The organism is Dysosmobacter sp. Marseille-Q4140 (assembly GCA_018228705.1).
Lineage (GTDB): Bacteria > Bacillota > Clostridia > Oscillospirales > Oscillospiraceae > Oscillibacter.
In genome coordinates, this window is the sequence record CP073694.1 from 1,707,995 (window position 1) to 1,731,748 (window position 23,754).

Here is a 23,754-nt window from a genome sequence, read left to right on the forward strand (position 1 = left end):
TAATCTCGGCGTTCTTGGACGGAATGTTCCATCAGCTTTTTCAAGAACTCTTATGATCTGAGCCAAATCTTGATGGGGCTGTTGCGAATGTAAGATTTGCAGCAGCCCCATTTCCAAACACATCCAAACAAGTGTGCAGAGAAAAGAAAAAGGAGGAGATGTGTGTGAAACAACACGGTCCGAAATACATATGGGATCACTTTGAGGAAACGATCGCCGCGATCATCATTTTGATCATGGCCATCATCAATTTCATGAACGTTGTGGGCAGATTCGCCCTGAAACATTCTCTGGCCTGGGCAGACGAACTGACCCTGCTCCTGTTCCTGTGGGCCACCATGATGGGCGCCGCCATTGCCTTCAAGCGGGGAAGCCATTTCAACATGGGCCTGCTCTCGGAGTCCGGCGGAAAAACGCGGCACATCATACTGGCCACGGCGGTCCTGATCTTTAATGTCCTGTTCAGCGTGCTGGTCATGGTCACCGGTGTGAAGATGATGCTCAACCAGATTTCTTTCAACGGCATTCTGCCCACGCTCCACATTCCCCAGGCGATCCAGGGAGCGGCCGTCCCCGTCGGTGCATTTTTTATGATCATTCGCTCTGTTGAGGGCTTTTTGGAAACTCTGAAGAAAGAGAGGCAGAGTGAAGTATGAGTGGAATTTTGCTGTTCGGCTCTTTTGCCGTGCTGCTGGTACTGGGTGTGCCCATCTGCGTTTCCCTGGGCCTTTCTTCCGTTGTGGGGCTGCTGGCCAGCGGCTTTGATCTGGGCATGCTCCCGGACACGATCTATGCCTCCGTCTGCAAGTATGCTCTTCTGGCGGTGCCCTTCTTTGTCCTGGCCGGCGCCATCATGGAGTATGCCGGCATTTCTGAAAAGCTGATCCGCTTCGCGGATACCTGCGTGGGACACCGCAAAAGCGGCCTGATCACGGTGGTCGTGGTGACGTCCTGCTTCTTCGCGGCCATCTCCGGTTCCGGCGCGGCCGCCGTGGCCGCTCTGGGCGGAATCCTGATCCCGGCCATGGCCGACGCCAAGTATGACAAGGGGATGTCCACCGTCCTGGTGAGCGCTTCCGGCGCCATCGGCATCATCATCCCTCCCAGCATCGGCTATGTGGTATACGCCTCCATCGTGAACGTCTCCGTCAGCGACCTGTTCCTGGCTGGCATCATCCCCGGCATTCTGCTGGGCATCTCCTATATCGTGGTGGCAGTGTGGATGTCCCGCGGCAATCACGAGATCATCCACCGGGAGCCCGCCAGCGGCAAGGAGAGATGGGCCGCGTTCAAGGACGCGATCTGGGGCCTGCTGATGCCCGTCATTATTCTGGGCGGCATCTACGGCGGTATCTTCACCCCGACGGAGGCTGCGGCCGTGGCCGTCATTTACGGCCTGATCGTGGGCATTTTCATCTATCGGAAGATCACGATGAAGAACATCCTGACCGTGCTGCGGAGCGCCGCGGTCTCTTCCGCCACGGTCATGTACGTGGTCGCCTGCGCCTCTGTATTCGCCTGGATCCTGACCACCTCTCATGTGGCTACGGACCTCTCCAACGCCATGCTGGCCATCTCCGGCAACAAGGTGGTGCTGCTCCTGCTGGTGAACGTGGTCTTTCTGATCGCCGGCTGCTTCCTGGACGGCAGCTCTGCATATTACATCTTCATGCCCGTGGTGCTCCCCATTTTGCAGGCACTGAATGTGGATTTGGTGCAGGCGGGCGTGTTCATCACCGTGAACCTGGCCATCGGTCTGGTGACGCCGCCCATCGGCATCAACCTCTATGTGGGCGCGGGCATTGCGGGCGTCAGCGTCTCCAGCCTGGTGAAAAAGGTGGGCCCCTTTGTAATCGGCGGCGCCATTATTCTGCTGTTGCTTACGTTTATCCCGCAGCTCTCGGTCGGAATTCTGCATCTTTTTTAACTGAGCGCCTCTTTTGCTGAATGATATCCGATCCAATTTTAGACGGAAGAACATTTATGAAAATTGGGGAGATTACTATGAAATACGAAAACGACTTTCTGCTGAAACTGTACAAGGATCTTCTGGAGACGCGGCTGCTGGAGATCAAGATGACGGATCTCTATGCCGAGAGCCGGGTCCCCGGCCACATTCACAGCGGCACGGGCCAGGAGGCCGCCTTTGTCGGCGTGCTGGCCACGAGAAAACCCGGCGATTATTTCAAGCTCCCGCACCGCGTCGTCAGTTCCGCGTATCTGGTCGGCGATCCGCTGGATACGTTCTTTGGCGAGATCCTGGCCAAAAAGACCGGCAACTCCGGCGGCCGCGGCGGCATCAACCACCTGGGCAGGCTCTGCGACGGCGTCCTCGGCATGTCGGGCACCCTGGGCTGCGACGCAGCCATCCCCGTGGGCGCGGCCATGACCATCGAGGCGGAGGGCCGGGACAACGTGGCATTCTTCTTTGTGGGAGACGGCGCCACCAACCGCGGCCCCGTCTACGAGGCCATGACCCTGGCCGCGGACTGGAAGCTGCCGGTGGTCTTTGTGTGCATCAACAACGGCTTCGCCATTTCCACCCCCATCACATATGCCTCCCCCGTGCCCAACGTCATGGCCGACAAGGCGGCGGGCTTCAATATGCCCGCCGTGATCGTGGACGGCACCGACGTTCTGGACACCTACGAGGGCGCCTCCAAGATCGTGGAGGGCGTCCGCGCCGGCAACGGTCCCGCCGTGATCGAGTGCAAATGCTACCGCTGGAGAGGCCACTTTGAGGGCGACCAGTGCGCATACCGGGATCAATCCGTTACGGAGAAGTGGATGCAGGAGCGGGACTGCGTGAAGAACTTTGAACAGGACCTGGTCAAGCAGGGCATCTTGACGGACGAGCAGATCGGCAAAATGCGCCAGGACTTCGACCGGGAGATGGAAGAGGCCATTGCAAGAGCAGAGGCTGCTCCTGAGATGACAGCTGATGAGATCTACGATTTCCTTTATGTCTGATAGGGGAGGATGCGAATTATGAAAGTCACATTTGGCAAAGCGATCACCGACGCTTTGAACGAGGAGATGCGCAGAGACAGCAAGGTCGTGCTTTACGGAGAGGATATTGCCGAGTTCGGCAACATTTTCGGCCTGACGCGGGGGATGCTGGAGGAGTACGGCCCGAAGCGGGTCCGCAATACGCCCATCACAGAGACGGCGATCATCGGCAGCGCCATCGGCGCGGCGGAGACCGGCCTTCGTCCCTGCGTGGAGCTGATGTACTCCGACTTCACGACCGTCTGCTTTGCCGAGATCTTCCACTGCGTGGCAAAGTGGAGATACATGCACGGCCCGGAATACAAGCTGCCCCTGGTCATCCGCAACGCCTCCGGCAGCGCCAACGGCGCGGGCTCCGAGCACTCCAACTGCGTGGAGAGCCTGTTCATGCACGCCCCCGGCCTGACGGTGGTCACTCCCTCCTGCGCCTATGACGCCAAGGGCCTGCTGAAGTCCGCCATCCGTTCGGACAACCCGGTGCTGTTCTGCGAGCCGAAGCTGCTCTACCAGTCCAAGCAGGAGATCCCCGACGAGATCTATCACAGCGACTACACGATCCCCCTGGGTCAGGCGGACGTAAAGCGCCAGGGCAAGGACGTGACGTTGGTGGCAGTGGGCCTCATGGTCCCCCGGGCAATGGAAGCCGCCCAGAAGCTGGCTGCCGAAGGGATCGAGGTGGAGGTGGTGGATCCCCGTACCATCGCGCCTCTGGACAAGGATACCATCTTTGCCTCTATCCGGAAGACCCACCGGGCGGCGGTCGTAGAAGAGAGCAACAAGACCGCCGGCATCGGCGCCGAGTTGGCCGCGCTGTTCCAGGAAGAGCTGTATGACGAACTGGATGGCCCGGTGGTCAGAATCGCCGCGCTGGATGTTCCCATGCCCTACAACATTCCGATGGAGCACTATTCCATTCCGGACGTCAATCGGATCGTTGCGTCCATCCGCAAGATGTTCTGACCGAAACGCATCATTTTGAAAAGGAGGAGCATGTTAAGGCCTCCACAGAGCCTTAACAACATCAGACTATGAGTGTTGAAATTGTCATGCCAAGAGCCGGTCTCACCATGGTGGAAGGCACGATCGGCACTTGGAAAGCTGCTGAGGGTTCCCATGTCAGCAAAGGCGACGTGATCATGGAATATGAAAACGAAAAGAACATGATCGACTACGAGGCCCTGACCTCCGGGATCCTGCACATTCTTGCCCAGGAGGGCGACACGGTCAAGGTCGGTGACCCGATCGGCATCATGGCTGAGAGCCAGGCGGAATACGACGCCCTGGTCAAGGGCGGCGCTGCGTCTGCGCCCGCACCCGAGGCCGCGCCTGCCGCAGCCAGCTCCGCGCCTTCCGCCGGCGTCGTTGAGATCGAAATGCCCCGCGCGGGACTGACCATGGTCGAAGGCACGATCACAGAGTGGAAGGTCGCTGAGGGCACGCAGGTGTCCAAGGGACAGGCCGTCATGGAATATGAAAACGAGAAAAACTCCATTGCCTACGAGATCGTGCACGGCGGATTCCTCCACATCGTGGCGCAGGAGGGAGAAACCGTAAAGGTAGGCGCCCCCATCGCCTACGTAACGGACACCAAAGAGCAGTACGACCAGCTGGTGAGCGGCGGCGCTTCCGCGGCGGCCGCCGAGCCGGAGGAAAAGGGCTGCGCCAGAAACTGCCCCACCTGCGTCCACAGCAGCACCGTTCCGGATGCCGCCCCCGTCAAGGGCCGCATCAGCGCCTCGGGCCTGGCCAAGAAGATGGCGAAGGAGGCCGGCATTGATCTGGCTGCCGTCGCGCCCACGGGCGGCCCCAACGGCCGGCGCATCGTTGCAAAGGACATCGAGGCGTATTTGAAGAACGCAAAGCCGGCAGAGGCAGTCTCCGCCGCTCCCGCCGCGGCTTCTGACGCGGATGAGGTCACGGCGATCCCCTGGGTCGGCGTGCGCAAAACCATCGCCCGCAACATGTTCAACAGCATGCAGCAGATGGCGCAGAGCACCTGTGTCTGTGAAGTCGACGCGACGGAGCTGCTGGCGCTGCGGGCAGAGCTGGTGGCGGATCAGGATATGCTTGGCTGCAAGATCACCGTAAACGACCTTCTCTGCAAGATGCTGGGCAAGGTCCTGCCGAGACACCCTCTGGCAAACGCCACCTTTGACGGCAAGACCCTCTATACGCACAAGCACGTGCATCTCTCCGTGGCGGTGGGCGCAGAGGATGGCCTGATGGTTCCGGTGGTCAAAAACGTGGATCAGCTGAGCCTGTGTGAGATCAGCAAAAAGGTAAGAGACCTGGCCGCCCGGGCCAAGAGCAAGTCCTTGCTGCCGGACGAGCAGAGCGGCGGCACCTGCACCATCACCAACGTGGGCATGTTCCCCATTGACATCGGCACCCCGGTCATCAATCCCCCTCAGACGGTGATCTGCGGATTCGGGCGCACCGTGCGGCGGGCCGTTATCATGATGGACGACACCATCGCCCCGCGTTCCATGATGAACGTATTCCTGACATTTGACCATCAGGTCCTGGATGGCCTGGAAGTGGGCCGGATCCTTAAGGACATCCAGTATTACATCGAGCATCCGGAGATGATTTTGGCTTAATCGCGGAGGAATACATATCATGAAAATTGCTGTTGTTGGAGGCGGTCCCGGCGGCTATGTTGCCGCCATCCGGGCCGCCCAGTTGGGGGCAAGCGTAACGCTGGTGGAAAAGCAGCATCTCGGCGGAACCTGCCTGAATATCGGCTGCATCCCCACCAAGTGCCTGCTCCACAGCGCGGAGCTTTTAGCGGATATCAAGGAGCAGGGAAAAGCGATCGGCGTCGAGGCGTCCGATGTGCGGATAAATTTCCCCCAGGTCATTCAGCACAAGAATGAGGTCTCCAAAAAGCTGACCAGCGGAATCGCAAGCCTGCTGAAAGCCAACAAGATCAAAAAAATCGACGGCGAAGCGTATTTCCTGGGCGCCAAGAAAATGAGCGTTCTGAAAAACGACGGCACCGAGGAGCCGCTGGATGCGGACGCATATATTCTGGCCACCGGCTCCGCGAACTCCGTGCCGCCCATCCCCGGCATCAAGGATAATCCCAACTGCATCGATTCCACCGGTGCGCTGAGCCTGAAAGAACTGCCCAAGTCCATGGTGGTCATCGGCGGCGGCGTCATCGGCCTGGAGCTGGCCTGCGCCTACGCCGCTTTCGGCACCAAGGTGACCGTGGTGGAAGCCATGGACCATATGCTGCCCATGCTGGACGGCGATCTGACCAAAATCGGCGTTGCCCACATGAAAAAAATGGGGATCGAGTTTTATCTGGAGTGCCCCGTTCAGTCTGTGGCGGCCAATCCGGCGGGCGCGGAGGTCGTGTGCAAGAGCAAGGACAACCAGACGATCCGTTTCGTGGCGGAGAAGGTGCTGGTGGCTGTGGGACGCCATGCCAACACAGATTCCCTGCGTCTGGATGCAGGCGGCATCAAGCATGAAAAGGGCCGTATCCTGGTCAATGAAAAGATGGAGACCAGCGTGCCCGGCATCTATGCCATCGGCGACTGCGTGAAGGGCTACGCCCAGCTGGCCCATACAGCCAGCGCCATGGGGGAGGTCGCCGCGGAGAATATTATGGGTCTTTCCGCCGCATACGACGAACGCACAAATCCCACCTGCGTGTACATGGAGCCGGAGGCGGCGTCCGTGGGGCTCACGGAGGAGCAGGCAAAGGCCCGCGGGATCGACTACACCGTCGGTAAATTCCCCATGTCCGCAAACGGAAAGGCACTCATTCTCAACGGCGGAGAGGGGCTTGTCAAAATCATTGCCGGAAAGCAGTACGGCGAAGTCCTTGGCATGCACATCATCGGCCCGCGGGCAACCGATCTCATCGCGGAAGGCGCCCTGGCCATCAGCGTGGAGGCCACTCTGGACGAGCTGATCTCCACCATTCACAGCCACCCGACGGTCACCGAAACCATGCGGGAGGCTGCGTTGGATGCGGAGGGCCGGGCCATACACATGGTTTCGCGCCGCTGAAAAGCAGCCGTCTTTCCGCCGGAGGGACCGCGGAACACAAAAAAGAAGGGGGACGGAATTCCGTCCCCCTTTTCAATTTTTCCCGAAGATCAGTGCGCCTGCTCGTACTCCACGATGGCGTCCACTTTCTTGCCGGAGCGCTCGTTGTACTCGTAAGTGCAGGACAGGTAGGCCTCGATCAGCTCCTTGGCCAGCATGTTGCCGGTGACCTGGCTGCCCAGGGTGATGATGTTGCAGTTGTTGGACAGGCACGCCCGCTTGGCGGAGTACACGTTCAGCACATTGGCGGCGTAAGCGCCCTTGACCTTGTTGGCTGCCAGCATCACGCCGATGCCGGTGCCGCAGAAGAGGATGCCGCGGTCGTACTTCTTGGCGGCCACCGCCTCGGCCACCTCGATGGCCACGTGGGCGTAAATGGTATCCTCGCTGCCAAAGTCCGTGACCTCATGGCCCAGCCCCTTGACAAACTCGATCATTTCTTGCTTGAAGGCCTCCGCGTTGGGATCGCAGCCCATTGCAATTTTCATAAAGATGAACCCTCCGTTTATTTTTCGTCGGCAGATTCCTTGAGCGAGCGCTCATACCGCTTCCACTTGTTGGCGATGTTCCGCTTGGTGGCGGCGCGGAATTTTTCCGCCTCGCCCTGCTCCAGAAAGTCGATGTAGGACTGGTGCTCCGCCAGCATCTTCTCCTTCCCCTCCGGCGTCTCCAGCAGCGTTTCGCCGTAGAGCATTTTGAAGAAGGAGAGGATATCCCACAGGCTCTCGATCAGCGTGCAGGTCCGGGTCAGACCCGAGGCCTGGTAGATGGCAAAGTGGAATTCGCGGTTTTTCAGATGCACGCTCTTGGCGTTCAAGGTCGGTGCCATCAAAATTTCCCGATACTCCCGGTGCAGCGTCTTGATGTTTTCCAGCTGCTCCGGGGTGATGTTCCGGCAGGCGGCGTAGGCCGCCTCGGACTCCAGCAGTTGCCGCAGGCGGTAAATCTCAGAGATCTCATCCTTTTTCAGGCTCACCAGCCGCACGCCCACATAGGGCTCCGACACGGCGATGCCCTTCCGCTCCAGGGTGTTCAGTGCCTCCCGCACCGGCATCCGGCTGACGCCCAGCTCCGCCGAGATCTGCTCGGTACGAAGCTTGTCGCCCATCTGCAGCGTGCCGTCCATGATCCAATCCATCAGGCACTTGAGCACCTGATCGGCCAGCTTGCTGCGCTGCAAAATGATCTCCTGCTTTTCCACTCCGCGGCTCCCACTTTTTGTCATGGCTGTTTTAAATCTCCTGTAATGATCAGATTACAGAGAAAGCGTGCCCATCATCTTCTCCAGGATGGCCACCTGGGCGGTCTCCTCGATCAGCTCCACAACATGCTCCGCAGCCACTGCGGTCTTGCCGATGCCAACAGCGCCGTGATCGGCCAGCAAAAAGGCGTCCAGATCCGGCTGCGCTGCGAACATCTCCTCGACCATGGGGACGTCCTCCTGCCGGACCATGGCGGCCTGGACGTTGAGATTGGGCAGCGGGCCCTTGAACTTCAGCTGGGAGTGCCAGGTGACCAGGGGCAGGGGCTTTTTGGTGGAAGACCAGGCGATGGCATAGGGGGAGTGCACGTGGACCACGGCGTTGGCAGTGGGCTGGATCTTGTAGATGTAGCCGTGGAGCGTGGCCTCCTTAGTGGGCTTGCCCTTGGGCAGGTCCTCGCCCTCAATCAGATTGCCGTCGAAGTCGCAGACCACAAAGCCCTTGACGATCTCCTTCTCCACATCCACCACACAGTCGCCCATGGAGCCGCCGCTGGCCTTGACCAGCATCCACTCCGTGCCGGGGATCCGGGCGCTGACGTTGCCGCCGCTTCCTGTCTGTAACTTTCTATTATATACGCGATCGCAGGCAATAACAAGGTCTTTTGCCGTCATCAGGATGTCTTTATTCATATTTGTCTCACCTTTCTTCCGCTTCTGGCACCGGCGAGTCGGCTGAAATTCCGCAGCGGATCACTTTTTCGCAGCCGCCATGACCTCCAGCATGACCTTGGCCGCCTTCACGCCCCACTCCGGCGTGTCCAGGTTTCCCTCCACCTCGATGACCTCGATGTTGGGATTCAGATTGGCCTTGAGCGTATCGATCAGAGCCTTGTCCGTCTCGGGATCGTACAGCGCCTCGCCGATGGTGGTGTTGTGGCGCATGCCGTCGGTGGGGATCAGCACCTTCACCGGGCAGCTGGCGGGATAATCGGCCGTATTGAGGCGGGTTGCCATGATCTTGGCGATATCCCGGGCCTCGTCCGGCGTGATCTTGATGTGGACGGTGTCGGCGTTGTGGTCATAGGTCTTGCGGCTGTCCAGATTGGGGACCACATGGGCCTCCTTCTTGTTGTAGTCCACGAAGTCGATGCCGCCCAGACTCACCACCAGGGGGACCCGGCTGGCGGTGGTTTTGAGCAGGCGGACCGCGGCGCCGGGGCCGTAGGAGAAGCCGCCGCCAAAATACTCAGAGGTGATCTCATGCTGGGTCAGATCCAAAACGCCGTCGATGAGGCCGTCGGCGGCCATCTGCTCCATGACGGCGCCGCCCACGCCGGTGGCGTGGAAGCCCAGGACCTCGTAGCCGTTGCGCTCCAGCTCCTCCACGGCGGCCATGCAGCCGTTGTTGGTGACGCCCATCAGCGTCAGGCCGATGACGGGCTTGTCGCCCTTGGCAATGACCTCGCCGGCGGTCTGGACCATGCCGATCACGCAGCCGCAGGCGTTGGCGATGACCTTCCGGGTGATCAGGTTCAGACCCGTGCAGTCGCAGATGGTGGGCATGGCCACAATGTCCTTGTCGCCCACCACCAGGCTGAACTGCTTGGTGCCGCTGGCCACGGTGGTGGCCATGACCTTGGGGAAGCCGATGGGCAGGACGGACATGGCGGCGGTGGCCATGGTGGTATTTTGCAGGCCGCCCACGGAGATGATGCCGTGAATCTTGCCCTCTTTGTAGAGGTTCTCCACGTAGGCGGTGACCGCCTTGCGCATGAATTCGATCTTCTCACCTTTGGTCTTGTCCTCCAGCTCCGACCAGGGCGTGCCGTAGGCGGCGACGATCTCGCCCCGGGAGACGTCCACCACCCGGCCGTTGTCGTCGGGGTTGGCGCACTCCACAGGGCCGGTGGCCGTGTTCAGGACCAGGGCCTTCAGGCCGGCCTTCTCCACGCACTCCTTCATATAGGCGGTTTCCGTATATTTGGTATCGCAGCTTTCGATAATGGCAATCGTTTTCATTGTCAGCACCGCATCTTTCATAAAAATCATGCCGTCGGCCGGCTTTACCCGGCCGACGGCAGTTTCTTTACAGGACTCCGCTGGATTCGTTTTTCGGTTTACAGCTCGATGCCGCCGATCTCCTTGGCGCGCTCGGCCCAGGGCTTGGAATCGGCCTTGGCGCCGAAGTACTTCCGCTCCACGGACTCGGGAGTGGTGCCCTTGGCGGCGGACTCCTTGGCGATGATGGCCTTGGAGTACTTGTCGAAGTCGAAATCGCTGTCCTTGGTGCCGATGACGGGCAGTTGGTTGTTGTGATCGGCCTCATAGGCCTCCACAGCGGCGGACAGGATCACGTCGTGGGCCAGCAGCAGGTGCTTGTAGGGATCCACGCCGGCGCGGTTGCAGCGGCGCAGGAACTCCCGGATGCCTTCCCAGGCGGCGACCATGTCCACATAGCGGCCGGGAGGGCAGATGTCGTAGTGGAGCTTCTCCACCATGTCCTGGGGAGCGTCGATGTTGCCCATGACGAACACGGCATCGCCCACGCAGAAGTAGGGGCCCTTCTCGGTCTGGACCATGACGGACATGGATCCGGGGCTGTGGCCGAAGCTCTCGAACACCGTGACGCCGGGGACGATCTCCACCTCGCCGCGGACGGTCTCAAAGCGGGCGGGCACGTTGATGCCGGCGGCCTCATCCACGATGTCATAGGGAGCGACAAACTGATCCTTGTAGGTCACGTCGCCGTCCTTGCAGATGATGGGGCGGCAGTAGCTCTTGAAGTGCAGGGACACGGGATTGTGGGCGTAGTTCCACTCCACCTCGTTGACGATGAAGCGGGCGTTGACGAACTTCTCGATGTAGAACACGTGGTCCCAGTGCAGGTGGGTGAAGATGACGATGTCCACATCCTCGGGCTTGTAGCCGGCCTGGGCCAGGCGGGACTCGATGTCGTCCACACCGGGGCGCTGGGTGGAGGGACCGTGATGGTACTTGTCGGCGTGCTCATCCCAGGACATGCCGGTGTCCACCAGGATCAGCTTGTCACCGCCCTCGATCAGGAAGGTGAAGTCGGGCAGCTGATCCAGCTCGTTGGTCAGGCCGTACTTTTCGATGTACTTGCTGCAGGAGAAGTGATACCAGTACTCCAGAGGCTTGGTGGGGATGTAACCGCTGTTGAGAGGACGAATCTTGTAGTTCATAGTGATGTCTTCCTTTCTAAAATCACAGAGTTGTCTGGAATTACCTTTGGAACAGGGGCAGCGCTTTACGCCGGATCACTTTTCCGCCTGGGCGGCCACAGCCTCGTCGGAGTAGATGCCCTTCTTCAGCCGGCGCATTCTCTTATCCAGCATAGCAGTGATCAGCGGGCAAGTAAAGGCCGTGACGATGGCGGCGATGGTCACCTGAGCGGTGGCGGCGGAAGCGACGGGAGCAAAGGAGGCGTCCACCTCGGCCATATAGGAGGGGACGGCCGTGGCGTTGGCTGCGGTGGTGCCGATGGCGGCGCCCATGGCGTTGCGCTTCTTCTTGGGCAGGAAGATCTGATACACAGCGTAGAACACGAAAGCGGACAGAGCGGAGATCAGAGCCAGAACCACGCCGCCGATGCCGCCGCTGACCAGGCCTCTGAGGCTCATGCCGGCGCCAATGGGGATCATCATGAAGAAGGTGACGATGGGCAGGGCGTTGCTGGCGTGCTTGCGGAACTCACTGTCCAGGTTGCCCCAGACGATGCCGACGATCAGGGGCACCAGGGTGGCCACGAAGGTCATGAAGGGAATGGAGGCCATGCCGGCGGCGCCCATGGCGATCATGGTGAAGAAGGGTCCGTCGTTGAGAGACAGGATGGAGATGGCGCCGGCGTCGGTGTCGTCACCGTACTGCTGGGCAATGGCCAGGTACTCGCCGCCGGCGGAGTTGGTGATGGCCGCGATGATGGCCATGGGGGTCACACCCAGCAGGCCGGCAGGGCCGCACAGCGCGCTGACCAGCAGACCCAGGGCGACGCCCAGAACAAATTTGATGGCGGTCAGCACGAAGCCCTTGTAGAAGGGCATGCCGATCTTTCTGACGTTAATAGAGGCACCGTTGAGCAGCAGGAACAGGCCCAGCAGGCAGGAGGTGCCGCTGCTGAAGAGGCCGGTGGTGAAGCCGCCGATCTTCAGCGCATTGGGAGCGATGGTGTTGATGATGACGCCGATGAACAGGGGAACAATGATGATGCCGCCGGGAATCTTGCGCATGAGAGCGAAAATGCTTGTCTTCTGAGTGTTTTCCATGATGCGGTCTCCTTCCGGTTCATAACGGTTGTGTTGGCTCCGGACCCTTGATTGGATGTTGGATATTGGATCCAATCTTTAACTACATTGTATCCAATCCGTCCAAAATGTCAATCCACAGCCCTTCCAAATTCAAGAAAATAATTTATGCACTTTTTCTAAATTGACAAAAAATAAACACATTTGATTCAGCGTATTACACGACCGCTTGTAGAAAACAGCGAAAAACATTTCTCCAATATGCACATTTCAAACAAAAAGCGGAAGTCTCTCGGCCAAACGGCTTTCAGGAAAAAGCGCATGGCAAAGACTGGTGCGCTTGTTTTTGGAAAGCGAGTATGCTAGGATGATTCCGAAAAACGGCAGCGCGCGGCGGCGCGCTCCAACAGGAGGAATGCAGAATGAACCGAGTTTCCACCCCGTTTCTGTTCGTAAACCCCAAGTCCTATCTCTGGGGGAAGGAGAGCCTGGCCCTGGCCCAGGCGGCGGACCGCATTGCCGCGGAGACCGGCGTCCAGATCTTCTTCACCTGCCCCTACGCGGATCTGCGGCTGATCGCGGAGCACACCAGCCACGTCACCGTCACCGCCCAGAACATGGACGCCCTGCACCCCGGCCGCGGCATGGGCGCCGTGCTGCCGGAGTCCCTGGTGGAGGCCGGCGCCAAGGCGGTGGTGCTGAACCACGCGGAGAACCAAAAGACCCTGGCAGAGCTGTACGCCTGCATCAACCGGGCCAAGGAGCTGGGGCTTATCACCATCGTCTGCGCCGACTCCACGGTGGAGGCCCAGGCCGTGGCCCAGCTGGGGGTGGACGTGATTCTGGCGGAGCCCACCGCCCTGATCGGCACCGGCACCACCGCTGACGACAGCTACACCGTGGAGACCACCAAGGCCATCAAGGCCGTGGATCCGGAGGTGAAGGTGATGATCGCCTCCGGCATCACCACCGCCGAGGACTGCTACAAAGTGGTATATCTGGGCGCCGACGGCACCGGCTCCACCTCCGGCATTGTGAAGGCCCCCTCTCCCGCTGGCCGCGTGGAAGAGATGGTGCAGGCCATCCTCCGGGCCGTGGAGGACCGCCGCTGAACAGCGCAGCCAAAGCGGGACGTCCGCATTGCGGCTCAACACGCTGAGAGGAGGAGGCGAGAGCCCCCTCCCCTTTCCCGCTGTTTTCAGCAGGCGGGCGTTCCATGCCCCTCCCCCTCGCTGTCTCCTGGGGGCTCGCCGCTTCCGGTCTGCTGCCGGCCCGCCGGGATTCATCTGGACTCCGCACCGTCTTGCGGAGGCCCCCAAATGTACGCTGCCCCCGGTATCCCTCAGGATACCGGGGGTGCTTTCTCTTTTTGGATGTGCGGAAGCTGCGCAGCACCCGTGCTCCCGCCGCCGGCCGGCAGAGGCAGGTCAAAAGGCAAACCGCGTCTGCCGATGGTACATCTGCCCTGCTTTCAGCACGACCGGCGGGAAATGGGGGAAATGGACGGCGTCCGGATAGTCCTGTGTCTCCAGACACAGGCCGGAGAATCGTTGATACCGCTCTCCCCGCTTTCCGGTCAGGGAGCCGTCCAGATAGTTTCCGCTGTACACCTGGACGCCGGGCTGATCGCTCTCCACCCGCATGGTCAGCTGCCCGTCCGCAGAGGTCAGCTGCGCCACCGGCCCAAAGACGCCGGCGGGCTTGGACAGGACGAAATTGTGGTTGAAGCCGGAGCCCTTTTTCATCTGCTCGTCCTCTGCTCCCACTCGCTGTCCGATGCGGACGCCTTTCCGGCAGTCGAAGGGCGTCCCCTCCACCGGCAGGATCTGCCCCGTGCTGGCGCAGGCGTCATCGATCTGCGTGAAGGCATCTGCATACACGGTCAGCGTCTCATCCAGAATGGTTCCGTCGTGGCGGCCCTCCAGATTGAAATAGCTGTGATGGGTCAGGTTCACGATGGTGTCCCGGTCACTGACGGCGGTATAGTCGATGCGCAGGGCCCGCTCAGAGAGGGAATAGGTGATGCGGGTATCCAGCGTCCCTGGATAGCCGCCGGCCCCATCCGGGCTGACGCAGCGCAGGGTGACAAAGTCCTCCCCCGCCGCCTCCACGGAAAAGGGCGTGTTCCAGAAGCCGCGGGATCCGCCGTGCAGGTGGTTTTCTCCTTCGTTTGCCTCCAGCGTATAGGTCCGCTCTCCGATAGCAAAGGAGGCGCCGCTGATCCGGTTGGCACACCGGCCGATGACCGTGCCGATGTAATAGCCCTGGTCCACATAGTCCTTCCAGTCGGAAAAACCCAGTACCACATCGCGGTATGCTCCCGCCGCATCCAGCGCCCGCAGGCTCTGGATCACCCCTCCGAAGCTGAGGATCGCCGCGGACAGGCGCTGATTTTCCAGGACGATCCGCTCCACCGCGCAGGAGCCGATCATCCCCAGCCGTTCTCTCTTCATGGCGTCAGTGCATCCGCCACATGTTGTTCTTGACCTTCAGATACTCGTGGAGGCCGTAGGTGCCGTACTCCCGGCCGCTGCCGCTGTTCTTGTTGCCGCCGAAGGGGCAGGCCATGTGCATGCCGTTGGGCAGGTTGACCCAGACGGAGCCGGCATTGAGGCGCTGGGCGATCTTGTAGGCCTTTACCAGATCGCGGCTGAACACATTGGCGCCCAGGCCGAACTCCGTATCGTTGGCCAGCCGGACAGCATCCTCGGTATCCCGGTACTTGCAAACACACAGCACCGGTCCGAATACCTCGGTGCGCCAGATCTCCATGTCCGGCGTCACGTCGGTCAGGATGGTGGGGGTGTAATAGGGCGCGCCGGCGCAGCCGTTTTCCGTGTACCGGCACCCGCCGCAGTAGATCTTGGCACCCTGCTCCACCGCGCGTCTGACCAGCGCATCCACCTCCTGAAGGTGCTCCTCGCTGATCAGCACGCCCATACGGGTCTCATAGTCCAGGGGATCGCCGATGCGGATCTGCTCGCACTTGGCCTTCAGCATGGCCAGGTAATCATCGTACACGTCCTCGTGGGCAATCACCCGGGTCATGGCGCAGCAGACCTCGCCCTGGTTGAAGGTAAAGCCCTCGATCTGGCAGGTGGTGGCAATGTCGATGTCGGCATCGGACTCCACAATGACGCCGCCCTTTCCGCCCAGCTCCAGGACCAGCTTCTTCATCACCGGTGAGTCGGCGGACAGGTGCATCAGCTGGCGGCCCACGGCCTCGGACCCGGTGAAGCCCACCACGTCCACCTCCTTGTGGCTCACCAGGGCATTGCCCACCAGGCTGCCCTGGCCGTGGATCACGTTCACCACGCCGGCCGGGAAGCCGGCCTCCTCAAACACCTCGCCCATGATGGCGGCGGTGGTGGGGGTGATGGAGGAGGCTTTGATCACGCAGGTGTTTCCGGCAGCCAGGGCGGGCGCCAGGCTGCGGGTCAGCAGGTGCAGGGGAAAATTGAAGGGGGCAATGATGGCGGCCACGCCGTAGGGCTCGTAGGTCACAAAGTCGAAGTCCCGCTGGTTGATCTCGCCCAGGGGGATGACCTCGCCCTTGATCTCCCGGCACAGGTCGGCAAAATACTCAAAGGCCCAGATGGACACCCGGGTGTCAAAGCCGTAGGTGTCGAATACCGGCTTGCCGGTCTCCATGGCCTCCACCTCGGCCATCTCCCGCTGGCGGCGGCGCATGATGGCAGCGGCCTTGCGCAGGTAGTCGCTGCGGGTCTCCCCGTCCAGGCCGGACCACAGCGGGAAGGCGGCCCGGGCCGCACGGCAGGCGCGGTCCACATCGTTCACCGTGGCTGCGGCGAAGCGGTTGACCTCCTGACCGTTGGCCTTGTGATAGGAGACAAAGGTCTTGCCGTCCTCGGAATCGATCCACTGGCCGTTGATGTACAGTTTAAACTCTTTCATGTTCCATACCTCCCATATCGAAGGACGCCTGCATGATGGCATCCTGGCTGAAGTGTTCTCTGTCGAATTCGCCGGAGATCCGGCCGTTGTTGACGACCAGAATACGGTCGCAGATCCCCAGCAGCTCCAGAAGCTCCGAGGAGACCACGATGACCGCCGTCCCGTCGGCCGCCAGCTGGTTGATGATGTTGTAGATCTCCACCTTGGCGCCCACATCGATGCCCCGGGTGGGCTCATCCAGGATCATGACCTTCGGCGACGTGGCCAGCCACTTGGCGATGACGCCCTTTTGCTGGTTGCCGCCGCTGAAATTCTTGATCTGCCGGTCGGCATCGGCGGGTCGGATCTGCAGATCCCGGATATATTTCTGCGCCAGAGCGTCCTTTTTCCGCTTCTGGATGTGCCCCAGGCGGCTGAGCTGGTCATGGCTGGCCATGCAGATGTTCTCCCGGAGGCTCATGCCCAGAACCACGCCCTCCCGCTTGCGGTCCTCCGGCACCAGCGCAATGCCGGATTCTTTCGCCTGGTTGGGATTTTTCACCGTCACGGGAGCGCCCTCCAGCAGGATCTCTCCGCTGTCCGGCCGGATGGCGCCGAAGATGCTCTTCATGATCTCGCTGCGGCCGGCGCCCACCAGGCCGGAAATCCCCAGGATCTCCCCCTTCCTCGCCGCGAAGCTGACGTCGCTGTACATCCCCTTCTTGGTCAGGTGCCGGACCTCCAGGGCGATCTCCTCTCCGGGCACCGTGCTCTTGGGCGGGAAGTAGTTGCCCAGCTCCCGGCCCACCATCTTGCTGACGATGTGGTCCTTCTCCGTATCGTGGTTGTGATTGTCAATGGTCTCTACGATCTGTCCGTCCCGCAGGATGGTCATGCGGTCGCACAGGGCGATCACCTCCTCCAGCCGGTGGGAGATATAGATGATGGACATACCGTTTTCCTTCAGTCTCCGGACGATCCGGAACAGGCCCTCGGTCTCCTTCTCCGTCAGCACGGCTGTGGGCTCGTCCATGACCAGGATGTCGATATCGTCAAATACCGCTTTGCCGATCTCCACCAGCTGCTGCATGGCGACACTCATGTACTTGACCTTGGTGCGCAGGTTGAAATCCCGGACTCCCAGCTGGGCCATGGCCTCTCCGGCCCGGCGCTCCATTTCGCTCTTGCACAGGTGGCCCAGGCCCCGAACCTTCTCGCGGCCCAGGAACATGTTCTCCGCCACATTCAGGGTGGGCACCAGGTTGAACTCCTGGTAGATGACGCCCACCTTGTTGGCAATGGCGTCCAGCGGCCGTTCGATGACGGTGGGCTTGCCGTTGATCTCGATCACGCCCTCGTCAGGGGGATAGACGCCGCCCAGGACCTTCATCAGCGTGGACTTGCCGGCGCCGTTCTCGCCCACCAGCGCGTGCATCTCACCGCGCCGCAGCTCGAAATCCACATGGTCCAGCGCCACAACGCCCGGAAAGCGCTTGGTGATGCCCTTCATTTTCAGGATCGTGTCAGTCATAGCGCACGCCTCCTCACTTCCGCTTGGAGCGGGCGTAGTTGTCAAAGATGCAGACCACCACGATGATGGCGCCCACCACCACGGTCTGCCAGTACATGTTAACGTTCAGCATCACCAGCGCGTTTTTGATCAGGCCCAGCAGCAGCGCGCCCAGGAAGGTGCCCACGATGGTGGCGTCGCCGCCGGCCATGGCCGTGCCGCCCACCACCGCCGCCGCAATGGAGTCCATGTCAAAGTTCTGGCCGGCGGTGGCGTTGCCGGCGTTCAGGCGGCCCACCATGATCACCGCCGTGATGCCGCACAGCAGGCCGGTGAGGGTGTAGACCATGGTCTTGTAGCGCCGGACATTGATGCCGGAGAGAACGGCGGCAGTTTCGTTTCCGCCGATGGCGATGATGCGGGTGCCGAACCGGGTGCTGCCCAGCAGATAGACGGCGATGGCCACCAGCACGATCATGATGACGGCCATGATGGGGACCGGGCCCCAGTAGCCGTTGCCCAGTTCCAGAACGAACGGATTCTCCACAGCGATGGGAAAGCCCTTGGTGATGATATAGGAAAGGCCCCGGGTCACGTTGGCCATGCCCAGCGTCACGATGAAGGGCGGCAGCTGGAAGGTGGTGATGATGGCGCCGTTGACGAAGCCGATCAGCACGCTGGTCAGGACGCCCAGCAAAATGGCCAGCCAGGAGTTCATCCCCATCTCAAAGAACTTCGCCATGACGATGCCGGAAAGGCCCAGGGAATAGCCCACCGACAGGTCGATGCCGCCGGTGCCCAGGACCATGGTCTGGCCGATGGCGACGATGCTGACCAGGCTGATCTGCTTGAGCAGATTGAACATGTTCTCCCGGGTCATAAAGGTGTCCGGCCGGGCGATGGACATGGCGATGAAAATCACGATCAGAATCAGGATCATGGAGCTCTCCCGCCGGTTGGCCAGCGCCCGCAGGCCGGACTGCTTCACATCCCCCAGTTTTTCCTTGCTTTTTTGGACCATATGTATCCTCCTTAACGGAACTGCAGCAGACAAGCGTCCGTACACTCGTCTGCTGCAGCCGGTCATGCCATATTATTTTTCCACGTAAGACGGCTCATCAACATAGGTGTCGATGTTATCAATTGTGATCTCAATAGAGCCGGTGTCGGTGTAGGCCTCCACGCTCTCTCCGTCGCACAGGGCATTGAGCATATCAACCACTGCCACGCCCCAGGACGCCTGCCGCTGGGCCACCAGGGCCTTCACGTAGCCGTCGCGGACACCCTGCAGGTTGTCGGGCATATCGTCAAAGGTCAGGATCATGTGCTCGTCGTCATTCTGCCAGCCTTTGGCCTTCCAGACGGAGACGGCGGCGGGACCGGCGGTGGCGTCGATGCCGACGATGGCGTCAAAGTCGGGATGGGCCTGGATCATGTTCTCCGTGCAGGTGACGGCCTTCTGGGCATCGCCCTCGCTGGACTGGGTGTCGATGATCTCGATGTCGGGATACTTCTCCGCCAGATATTCCTCAATACCGCGGATGCGCTCGTTCAGGCTCCACTGAGTGGGAAGGCCGGTCAGAATCATGATCTTGCCCTGGCCGTTGAGGTTCTTGCCGATGACCTCGCCCATGTGGCGGCCGGCCTTGTAGTTATCCGTGCCGATGAAGGCCAGCGCCTTGCTGTCAGACGCCTCGGACTCAAAGCAGATCACCTTGATGCCCTTGTCAATGGCCTTGTCAATGGTGGGAACCAGCGCAGTGGTGTCGGTGGGGCCGATGGCGATGCCGTCCACGTTCATGGCGATCAGATTCTCCATAATCTCGATCTGCTGCTGCGCATTGGAGGAGTCCGGCGCCTTGGTGATGATGGAGCAGTTCTTGGTGGCCGCATACTCCTCGGCGTCCTCACCGATGGGTTCAAAGAAGGGGTGCACGATGGGATAGACAATGGCAAAGGTGCGGCCCTCGTCGGAGCTCTCGGTCCCCTGGGCCTCCTCCGTGGTCTGGTCCTCATCGCTGGCGGCCGTGTCGCCGGAGGTCTGTCCGCAGGCTGCGAGAGAGAAAATCATGCAGCCCAGCAGCAGGCAGGAAAGCAGTCTTCTTTTCAGTTTCATCTTGTCGTTCCTCCTTGTTTGTTGCGTTGCCTTTCGGTTCTCTGTGCTTCGCATTCTAGCAGAATCTCTTTTTTTGCGATACGTCTATTCTTTTGAAAAACGTTCCTTTTTTTTGGACGTTTTCAAATCCACCTAGAAAAGTGCAAAAAGTACCTTATAATGAAGATACCCTGATTTTCCAAAGGAGGCCGCCATGCGTATCCCTGCCGGATTCAGACATATGCCCCTGAAACGAATGATCGCCCTGCTGGTAGTGCTGTTTTCCCTGCTGCCCTCCCTGGTCATGAGCCTCTTCGCCTACCGGGTGGCAGCAGGGCAGGCGGAGGAAAGAATCTCCGTCCAGGTCTCACAGACCGCCCAGCACGTGAACTCCGAATTGAACATGGTGATCAACGAGGCATCCCGTTTGATGAATTATTCCTCCTCGTACACCATTTCCAACTTTCTCAGCAGCAGCACGCCGGAAGCCCGGTATGAAAACGCCAAGGCGCTGGGCGAGCTTTTCAGTATCATCCGGCAGACGCAATCCAGCAACTCCTACATTCTGGACATGAGCGTCATCGGCATCAACGGCCGGTGCTTCAGCGAGCGGAACGGCTATTTCAATCTGGAACGCCCCTTTGAAAGCTACGAGGACTTTCAAGCCGTGGTCTCCCTTCCCAGAACAGTGCATGTGCAGGGTTCGGCCCAGTCTCTGCGGGGACAGCCCTGGGAGGACAATGCCCTGACGGTATCCGCGGCGGTTTTCAAAATCAGCACCAACGAGGTCTGCGGACTGCTGCGGGTATCTGTCAGCAAGGATTTCATCGTGGATATTCTGAAAAACGCCAAGCCCAGCCCCGGCGGGCAAACACTGGTGATGGACGGCAGCGGCGTGGACCTCTTTCCGTCCCAAGGCAGCGTCAGGCTCTCCTCCGGCACGGTCCGGCACATTCTGGAGGACGGCACCTCAGGCACCATCAAGAGCAATCAAGCGCTGGTGGTCTACACTGAACTGCCCTCCACCGGCTGGACCATCGTGTCTGTGGCCCCCACCAGCGAGGTCTTTTCCTCCGTGTATCAGCTGCGGGCCAGCACGGTTTTGATGGTATTGGTGTCGATCCTCCTGATCGTGGCAGTCAACATTCTGCTCTCCAGCTATATCGCCCATCCCATCTCGCAGCTCAAGTCGCTGATGCGCTCCGCCACCTCCGGCAACCTGGATGTGGAGATCCCGGAAATCCACGGGCAGGTGGAGATCGAGGAAGTATACCGCAGCTTCGCGGCCCTTCTCCGGGAGACCAAAAATCTTCTGGCCCGCATCGTAGAGGAGCAAAAGAACCTGAAGAAAGCCGAGCTGACGGCGCTCCAGTCCCAAATCAACCCCCATTTCCTGTACAACACCCTGGACAGCGCTGTATGGGCGGCGGAGAGCAACAAAAATGAGGAGGCTGTGGACCTGATCGCCTCCCTCTCTGATTTTTACCGGCTTTCGCTGCGCAGCGGAATGGATGTGATCCCCTTTGAAACCGAGGTCAACCACGTCTCCTGCTATCTCCACATCATGCAGATGCGCTATCAGGACATCCTGAGCTACCATGTGGATGTGGCCCCGGAGACGCTGCGGGCCCGCTTCCCCAAGATCATTTTGCAGCCCATTGTGGAAAATGCCATCTACCACGGCATCAAGAACCGCCGCTACCGCCGTGGGGAAACGGGCCATGTGGAAGTCCGCGCCAGAAAGATCCCCGAAAACCTGCTGGAAATCACCGTTTCGGACACAGGAATCGGCATGAGCCCGGAGGCTCTGGCCGCCCTGAGCCGGAAAATCGACGAGGGGGTCCTGCGGTCCGGCCAGAGCTACGGTCTGATCAATGTAAACATGCGGCTGCGTCTGATGTTTGGGGAGGGCTATACCCTCACGCTTCGCAGCCAGGAGGGCTGCGGCACCCAAGTCATTATCCGCGTACCGCTGACAGAGGAGGAGGACAATGGGTTATAACGTTTATCTCGTCGAAGACGAATATATGCTGCGGGAATATGTAAAATCCAACGCCATCTGGAAAGATGGTCCGTATACGCTCTGCGGAGACGCCTCCAACGGCGAGGACGCCTGGGAGGACATTCAGGCCACGAATGTGGATATCCTTGTCACAGACATCAAAATGCCCTTCATGGACGGACTGGAATTGTCCCGGCTGGTCCGGGCCAACCGGCCGGAAATCAAGATCATCATACTCAGCGGCTATGACGACTTCGCCTACGCCAAGCAGGCCCTCTCCCTGGGCGCCACCGAGTACCTGCTCAAGCCGCTCAAGCCCGACGACCTGCGCAAAACCCTGGGCCGTGCCGCCAGGATGATTGACGAGGAGCGCCGCCAACAGCAGTCCATCAGCGAGCTTCAGAAAATGGCGGATGAATCTCTGGAGCTCAACCGGCACCGCTTCCTCTCCCAGCTTTGCAGCGGCTTCTTTCCCCAGCGGGTCATTGACAGCAAAGCGCAGCTGCTGCAGCTGCGCCTGGCGGCCGGCGCCTACACCGGCTGCGTCATGGCGGTCCATTTTCCCGGGGACTCGGAAAACGACGAGGAGAGCTATCTTACCTTTTTGGACTGTTCCCAGACGTTCCGGGACTTTGCCGCAAACAGGGAGGATATTTTCTGGTTTTCAAACGGGATCGATCAATTCCGCTTCATTTTCTTGGGGGAGAGTGAAAGCGACGTCTCTGACAAGGCCGTCCAATGCATGCGCCGGCTGGTGATGCTGCTCACGGAAAAATGCGGACTGTCCCGGATCACTGCGGCAGTCGGCAACCCCTGCGGCCACATAGGCGATCTGTACAGCTCCATGCTGTCGGCAAACGTGACGCTGGAGCTCCTGCCCCAGACGGCGGAGAGCACCGTGGTGCTGGCCGGGGACTGCCGGGATCTGCCCGCCAACGTACAGTATACCTCCCTGGAAAAAGAGATGTTCCGGAATCTGCTGGCCAGCGGAAGCGTAAAGGATGTGCCCAATTTCGCAGCCTCCATGGTGGAAAAGCTGGAGCGGATGCAGATGAGCCACCTGTATCTGACCTATGTCTGTCTGGACATTCTGACGGCCGTATCGGACTTTCTGAAGGAGCTTGGCTACGAGGCGGACGCCACGCCGAACCTCTCCATTCCCAGCGTGGTCCAGCTATTCGGCAGCAGCCAGGATCTCTCCAGTTTTCAAACAGCCCTGCGGGATCTGGCCACCCAGACGATCCTTCTCCGGGATCAGCGCAAAGGCGGCAAAAACGACAGTGTCATCCGCCAGGCCAGGGAGTTCATGATGGCGCACTTTTCCGAACCGGACCTGGATCTGGCCGTGGTGGCGGGTCAGGTCAACGTCAACCCAGCCTATTTCAGCACGCTGTTCCGGCAGGAGACCGGCCAGTGCTTTATTGAATACCTGACCCTGCTGCGCATCAACAAGGCAAAAACTCTGCTGAAAACCACCCAGATGCGCACCAGCGACATTGCCTTTGAAGTGGGATACAGCAATCAGAACTATTTCAGCAAGCTGTTCAAAAAGTGCACCGGCATGTCCGCCCGGGATTTCCGGCAAAGCTGATATCCCCTCTCCTGGGGAAGCTGCGGAGCAAACCCGGCTCCTGAGCGCCGCCCCACAGCTTTTCGCCAATCGCCGCCGAAAAGCGATCTTATCATCGAAAAGCCACCCGGCGCCTCACGAAATTT

General features: G+C 60.2%; 20 protein-coding genes. 9 read left to right on the top strand and 11 right to left on the bottom strand.

The genetic code is table 11. The features are described from left to right. Positions 1-164: 164 nt before the first annotated feature. From KFE19_08690 to lpdA, 6 genes are all read left to right on the top strand, one after another. Entirely contained in the window at positions 165-656 is a 492-nt protein-coding gene (locus KFE19_08690) for a TRAP transporter small permease (protein QUO36516.1), read from the top strand. Continuing rightward, positions 653-1,927: a TRAP transporter large permease gene (locus tag KFE19_08695; GenBank protein ID QUO36517.1), complete on the top strand. Its 1,275-nt coding sequence runs from the start codon at positions 653-655 to the stop codon at positions 1,925-1,927. The genes KFE19_08690 and KFE19_08695 overlap by 4 nt, the downstream gene beginning before the upstream one ends. Before the next feature lie 77 nt (positions 1,928-2,004). Beyond that, positions 2,005-2,970, top strand: coding sequence for a thiamine pyrophosphate-dependent dehydrogenase E1 component subunit alpha (locus tag KFE19_08700; GenBank protein QUO36518.1), 966 nt, complete (start codon positions 2,005-2,007; stop codon positions 2,968-2,970). 18 nt (positions 2,971-2,988) lie between these two features. After that, positions 2,989-3,969 carry an alpha-ketoacid dehydrogenase subunit beta gene (locus KFE19_08705; GenBank protein QUO36519.1) on the top strand — a complete coding sequence of 327 codons (981 nt, stop codon included), beginning with the start codon at positions 2,989-2,991 and terminating at the stop codon, positions 3,967-3,969. A gap of 68 nt (positions 3,970-4,037) precedes the next feature. Further along, the gene (locus KFE19_08710; protein ID QUO36520.1) at positions 4,038-5,609 is read left to right on the top strand and encodes a 2-oxo acid dehydrogenase subunit E2; all 1,572 of its coding nucleotides are present in this window, start codon (positions 4,038-4,040) and stop codon (positions 5,607-5,609) included. Between the two features lie 19 nt (positions 5,610-5,628). After that, positions 5,629-7,032 carry a dihydrolipoyl dehydrogenase gene (lpdA, locus tag KFE19_08715; GenBank protein ID QUO36521.1) on the top strand — a complete coding sequence of 468 codons (1,404 nt, stop codon included), beginning with the start codon at positions 5,629-5,631 and terminating at the stop codon, positions 7,030-7,032. Between the two features lie 89 nt (positions 7,033-7,121). Here the strand turns inward: lpdA and KFE19_08720 are convergent, their stop codons facing one another. From KFE19_08720 to KFE19_08745, 6 genes are all read right to left on the bottom strand, one after another. Further along, a complete protein-coding gene (locus KFE19_08720; protein QUO36522.1) occupies positions 7,122-7,559 on the bottom strand; it encodes an RpiB/LacA/LacB family sugar-phosphate isomerase in 438 nt (145 codons plus the stop codon). A gap of 17 nt (positions 7,560-7,576) precedes the next feature. Continuing rightward, positions 7,577-8,296, bottom strand: a complete 720-nt coding sequence (locus KFE19_08725) for a GntR family transcriptional regulator (protein QUO36523.1) — start codon at positions 8,294-8,296, stop codon at positions 7,577-7,579. 30 nt (positions 8,297-8,326) lie between these two features. Next, positions 8,327-8,965 carry a class II aldolase/adducin family protein gene (locus KFE19_08730; GenBank protein ID QUO36524.1) on the bottom strand — a complete coding sequence of 213 codons (639 nt, stop codon included), beginning with the start codon at positions 8,963-8,965 and terminating at the stop codon, positions 8,327-8,329. Between the two features lie 60 nt (positions 8,966-9,025). Then, positions 9,026-10,294 carry a Tm-1-like ATP-binding domain-containing protein gene (locus tag KFE19_08735; GenBank protein ID QUO39576.1) on the bottom strand — a complete coding sequence of 423 codons (1,269 nt, stop codon included), beginning with the start codon at positions 10,292-10,294 and terminating at the stop codon, positions 9,026-9,028. Between the two features lie 98 nt (positions 10,295-10,392). Further along, on the bottom strand, positions 10,393-11,478 hold the full coding sequence (locus KFE19_08740; protein ID QUO36525.1) for an N-acyl homoserine lactonase family protein: 1,086 nt from the start codon (positions 11,476-11,478) through the stop codon (positions 10,393-10,395). A 75-nt stretch (positions 11,479-11,553) separates the two neighbouring features. Then, positions 11,554-12,558 carry a 2-keto-3-deoxygluconate permease gene (locus KFE19_08745; GenBank protein QUO36526.1) on the bottom strand — a complete coding sequence of 335 codons (1,005 nt, stop codon included), beginning with the start codon at positions 12,556-12,558 and terminating at the stop codon, positions 11,554-11,556. Positions 12,559-12,959: 401 nt separating this feature from the next. On the opposite strand from KFE19_08745, the gene KFE19_08750 reads away from it, so the two are divergent. Next, positions 12,960-13,649 carry a triose-phosphate isomerase gene (locus KFE19_08750; GenBank protein ID QUO36527.1) on the top strand — a complete coding sequence of 230 codons (690 nt, stop codon included), beginning with the start codon at positions 12,960-12,962 and terminating at the stop codon, positions 13,647-13,649. Between the two features lie 315 nt (positions 13,650-13,964). Here KFE19_08750 and KFE19_08755 read toward each other — a convergent pair whose 3' ends face one another. The 5 genes from KFE19_08755 to KFE19_08775 form a co-directional block, all read right to left on the bottom strand. Beyond that, positions 13,965-14,990, bottom strand: a complete 1,026-nt coding sequence (locus tag KFE19_08755; protein QUO36528.1) for a galactose mutarotase — start codon at positions 14,988-14,990, stop codon at positions 13,965-13,967. A 4-nt stretch (positions 14,991-14,994) separates the two neighbouring features. Next, positions 14,995-16,452, bottom strand: coding sequence for an aldehyde dehydrogenase (locus KFE19_08760; protein ID QUO36529.1), 1,458 nt, complete (start codon positions 16,450-16,452; stop codon positions 14,995-14,997). After that, positions 16,439-17,962: a sugar ABC transporter ATP-binding protein gene (locus KFE19_08765; GenBank protein ID QUO36530.1), complete on the bottom strand. Its 1,524-nt coding sequence runs from the start codon at positions 17,960-17,962 to the stop codon at positions 16,439-16,441. The genes KFE19_08760 and KFE19_08765 overlap by 14 nt, the downstream gene beginning before the upstream one ends. Positions 17,963-17,975: 13 nt before the next feature. Next, on the bottom strand, positions 17,976-18,962 hold the full coding sequence (locus KFE19_08770) for an ABC transporter permease (GenBank protein QUO36531.1): 987 nt from the start codon (positions 18,960-18,962) through the stop codon (positions 17,976-17,978). 72 nt (positions 18,963-19,034) lie between these two features. Beyond that, positions 19,035-20,057 carry a substrate-binding domain-containing protein gene (locus tag KFE19_08775; GenBank protein QUO36532.1) on the bottom strand — a complete coding sequence of 341 codons (1,023 nt, stop codon included), beginning with the start codon at positions 20,055-20,057 and terminating at the stop codon, positions 19,035-19,037. A gap of 220 nt (positions 20,058-20,277) precedes the next feature. Here KFE19_08775 and KFE19_08780 point away from each other — a divergent pair, with 220 nt between their 5' ends. Next, a complete protein-coding gene (locus tag KFE19_08780; GenBank protein QUO36533.1) occupies positions 20,278-22,038 on the top strand; it encodes a sensor histidine kinase in 1,761 nt (586 codons plus the stop codon). Then, positions 22,028-23,629, top strand: coding sequence for a response regulator (locus KFE19_08785; protein ID QUO36534.1), 1,602 nt, complete (start codon positions 22,028-22,030; stop codon positions 23,627-23,629). Before KFE19_08780 ends, KFE19_08785 begins: the two co-directional genes overlap by 11 nt. The last annotated feature ends 125 nt before the right edge of the window (positions 23,630-23,754 follow it).

What these genes read in the sequence shown, in the direction of transcription:
- KFE19_08700 (QUO36518.1), top strand. Translation starts at nt 2,005, where the DNA reads ATGAAATACGAAAACGACTTTCTGCTGAAACTGTACAAGGATCTTCTG.
- KFE19_08725 (QUO36523.1), bottom strand. Translation starts at nt 8,296, where the DNA reads ATGACAAAAAGTGGGAGCCGCGGAGTGGAAAAGCAGGAGATCATTTTG.
- KFE19_08765 (QUO36530.1), bottom strand. Translation starts at nt 17,962, where the DNA reads ATGACTGACACGATCCTGAAAATGAAGGGCATCACCAAGCGCTTTCCG.
- KFE19_08740 (QUO36525.1), bottom strand. Translation starts at nt 11,478, where the DNA reads ATGAACTACAAGATTCGTCCTCTCAACAGCGGTTACATCCCCACCAAG.
- KFE19_08755 (QUO36528.1), bottom strand. Translation starts at nt 14,990, where the DNA reads ATGAAGAGAGAACGGCTGGGGATGATCGGCTCCTGCGCGGTGGAGCGG.
- KFE19_08705 (QUO36519.1), top strand. Translation starts at nt 2,989, where the DNA reads ATGAAAGTCACATTTGGCAAAGCGATCACCGACGCTTTGAACGAGGAG.
- KFE19_08760 (QUO36529.1), bottom strand. Translation starts at nt 16,452, where the DNA reads ATGAAAGAGTTTAAACTGTACATCAACGGCCAGTGGATCGATTCCGAG.
- KFE19_08720 (QUO36522.1), bottom strand. Translation starts at nt 7,559, where the DNA reads ATGAAAATTGCAATGGGCTGCGATCCCAACGCGGAGGCCTTCAAGCAA.
- KFE19_08695 (QUO36517.1), top strand. Translation starts at nt 653, where the DNA reads ATGAGTGGAATTTTGCTGTTCGGCTCTTTTGCCGTGCTGCTGGTACTG.
- KFE19_08730 (QUO36524.1), bottom strand. Translation starts at nt 8,965, where the DNA reads ATGAATAAAGACATCCTGATGACGGCAAAAGACCTTGTTATTGCCTGC.
- KFE19_08750 (QUO36527.1), top strand. Translation starts at nt 12,960, where the DNA reads ATGAACCGAGTTTCCACCCCGTTTCTGTTCGTAAACCCCAAGTCCTAT.
- lpdA (QUO36521.1), top strand. Translation starts at nt 5,629, where the DNA reads ATGAAAATTGCTGTTGTTGGAGGCGGTCCCGGCGGCTATGTTGCCGCC.
- KFE19_08780 (QUO36533.1), top strand. Translation starts at nt 20,278, where the DNA reads ATGCCCCTGAAACGAATGATCGCCCTGCTGGTAGTGCTGTTTTCCCTG.
- KFE19_08775 (QUO36532.1), bottom strand. Translation starts at nt 20,057, where the DNA reads ATGAAACTGAAAAGAAGACTGCTTTCCTGCCTGCTGCTGGGCTGCATG.
- KFE19_08745 (QUO36526.1), bottom strand. Translation starts at nt 12,558, where the DNA reads ATGGAAAACACTCAGAAGACAAGCATTTTCGCTCTCATGCGCAAGATT.
- KFE19_08735 (QUO39576.1), bottom strand. Translation starts at nt 10,294, where the DNA reads ATGAAAACGATTGCCATTATCGAAAGCTGCGATACCAAATATACGGAA.
- KFE19_08710 (QUO36520.1), top strand. Translation starts at nt 4,038, where the DNA reads ATGAGTGTTGAAATTGTCATGCCAAGAGCCGGTCTCACCATGGTGGAA.
- KFE19_08785 (QUO36534.1), top strand. Translation starts at nt 22,028, where the DNA reads ATGGGTTATAACGTTTATCTCGTCGAAGACGAATATATGCTGCGGGAA.
- KFE19_08770 (QUO36531.1), bottom strand. Translation starts at nt 18,962, where the DNA reads ATGGTCCAAAAAAGCAAGGAAAAACTGGGGGATGTGAAGCAGTCCGGC.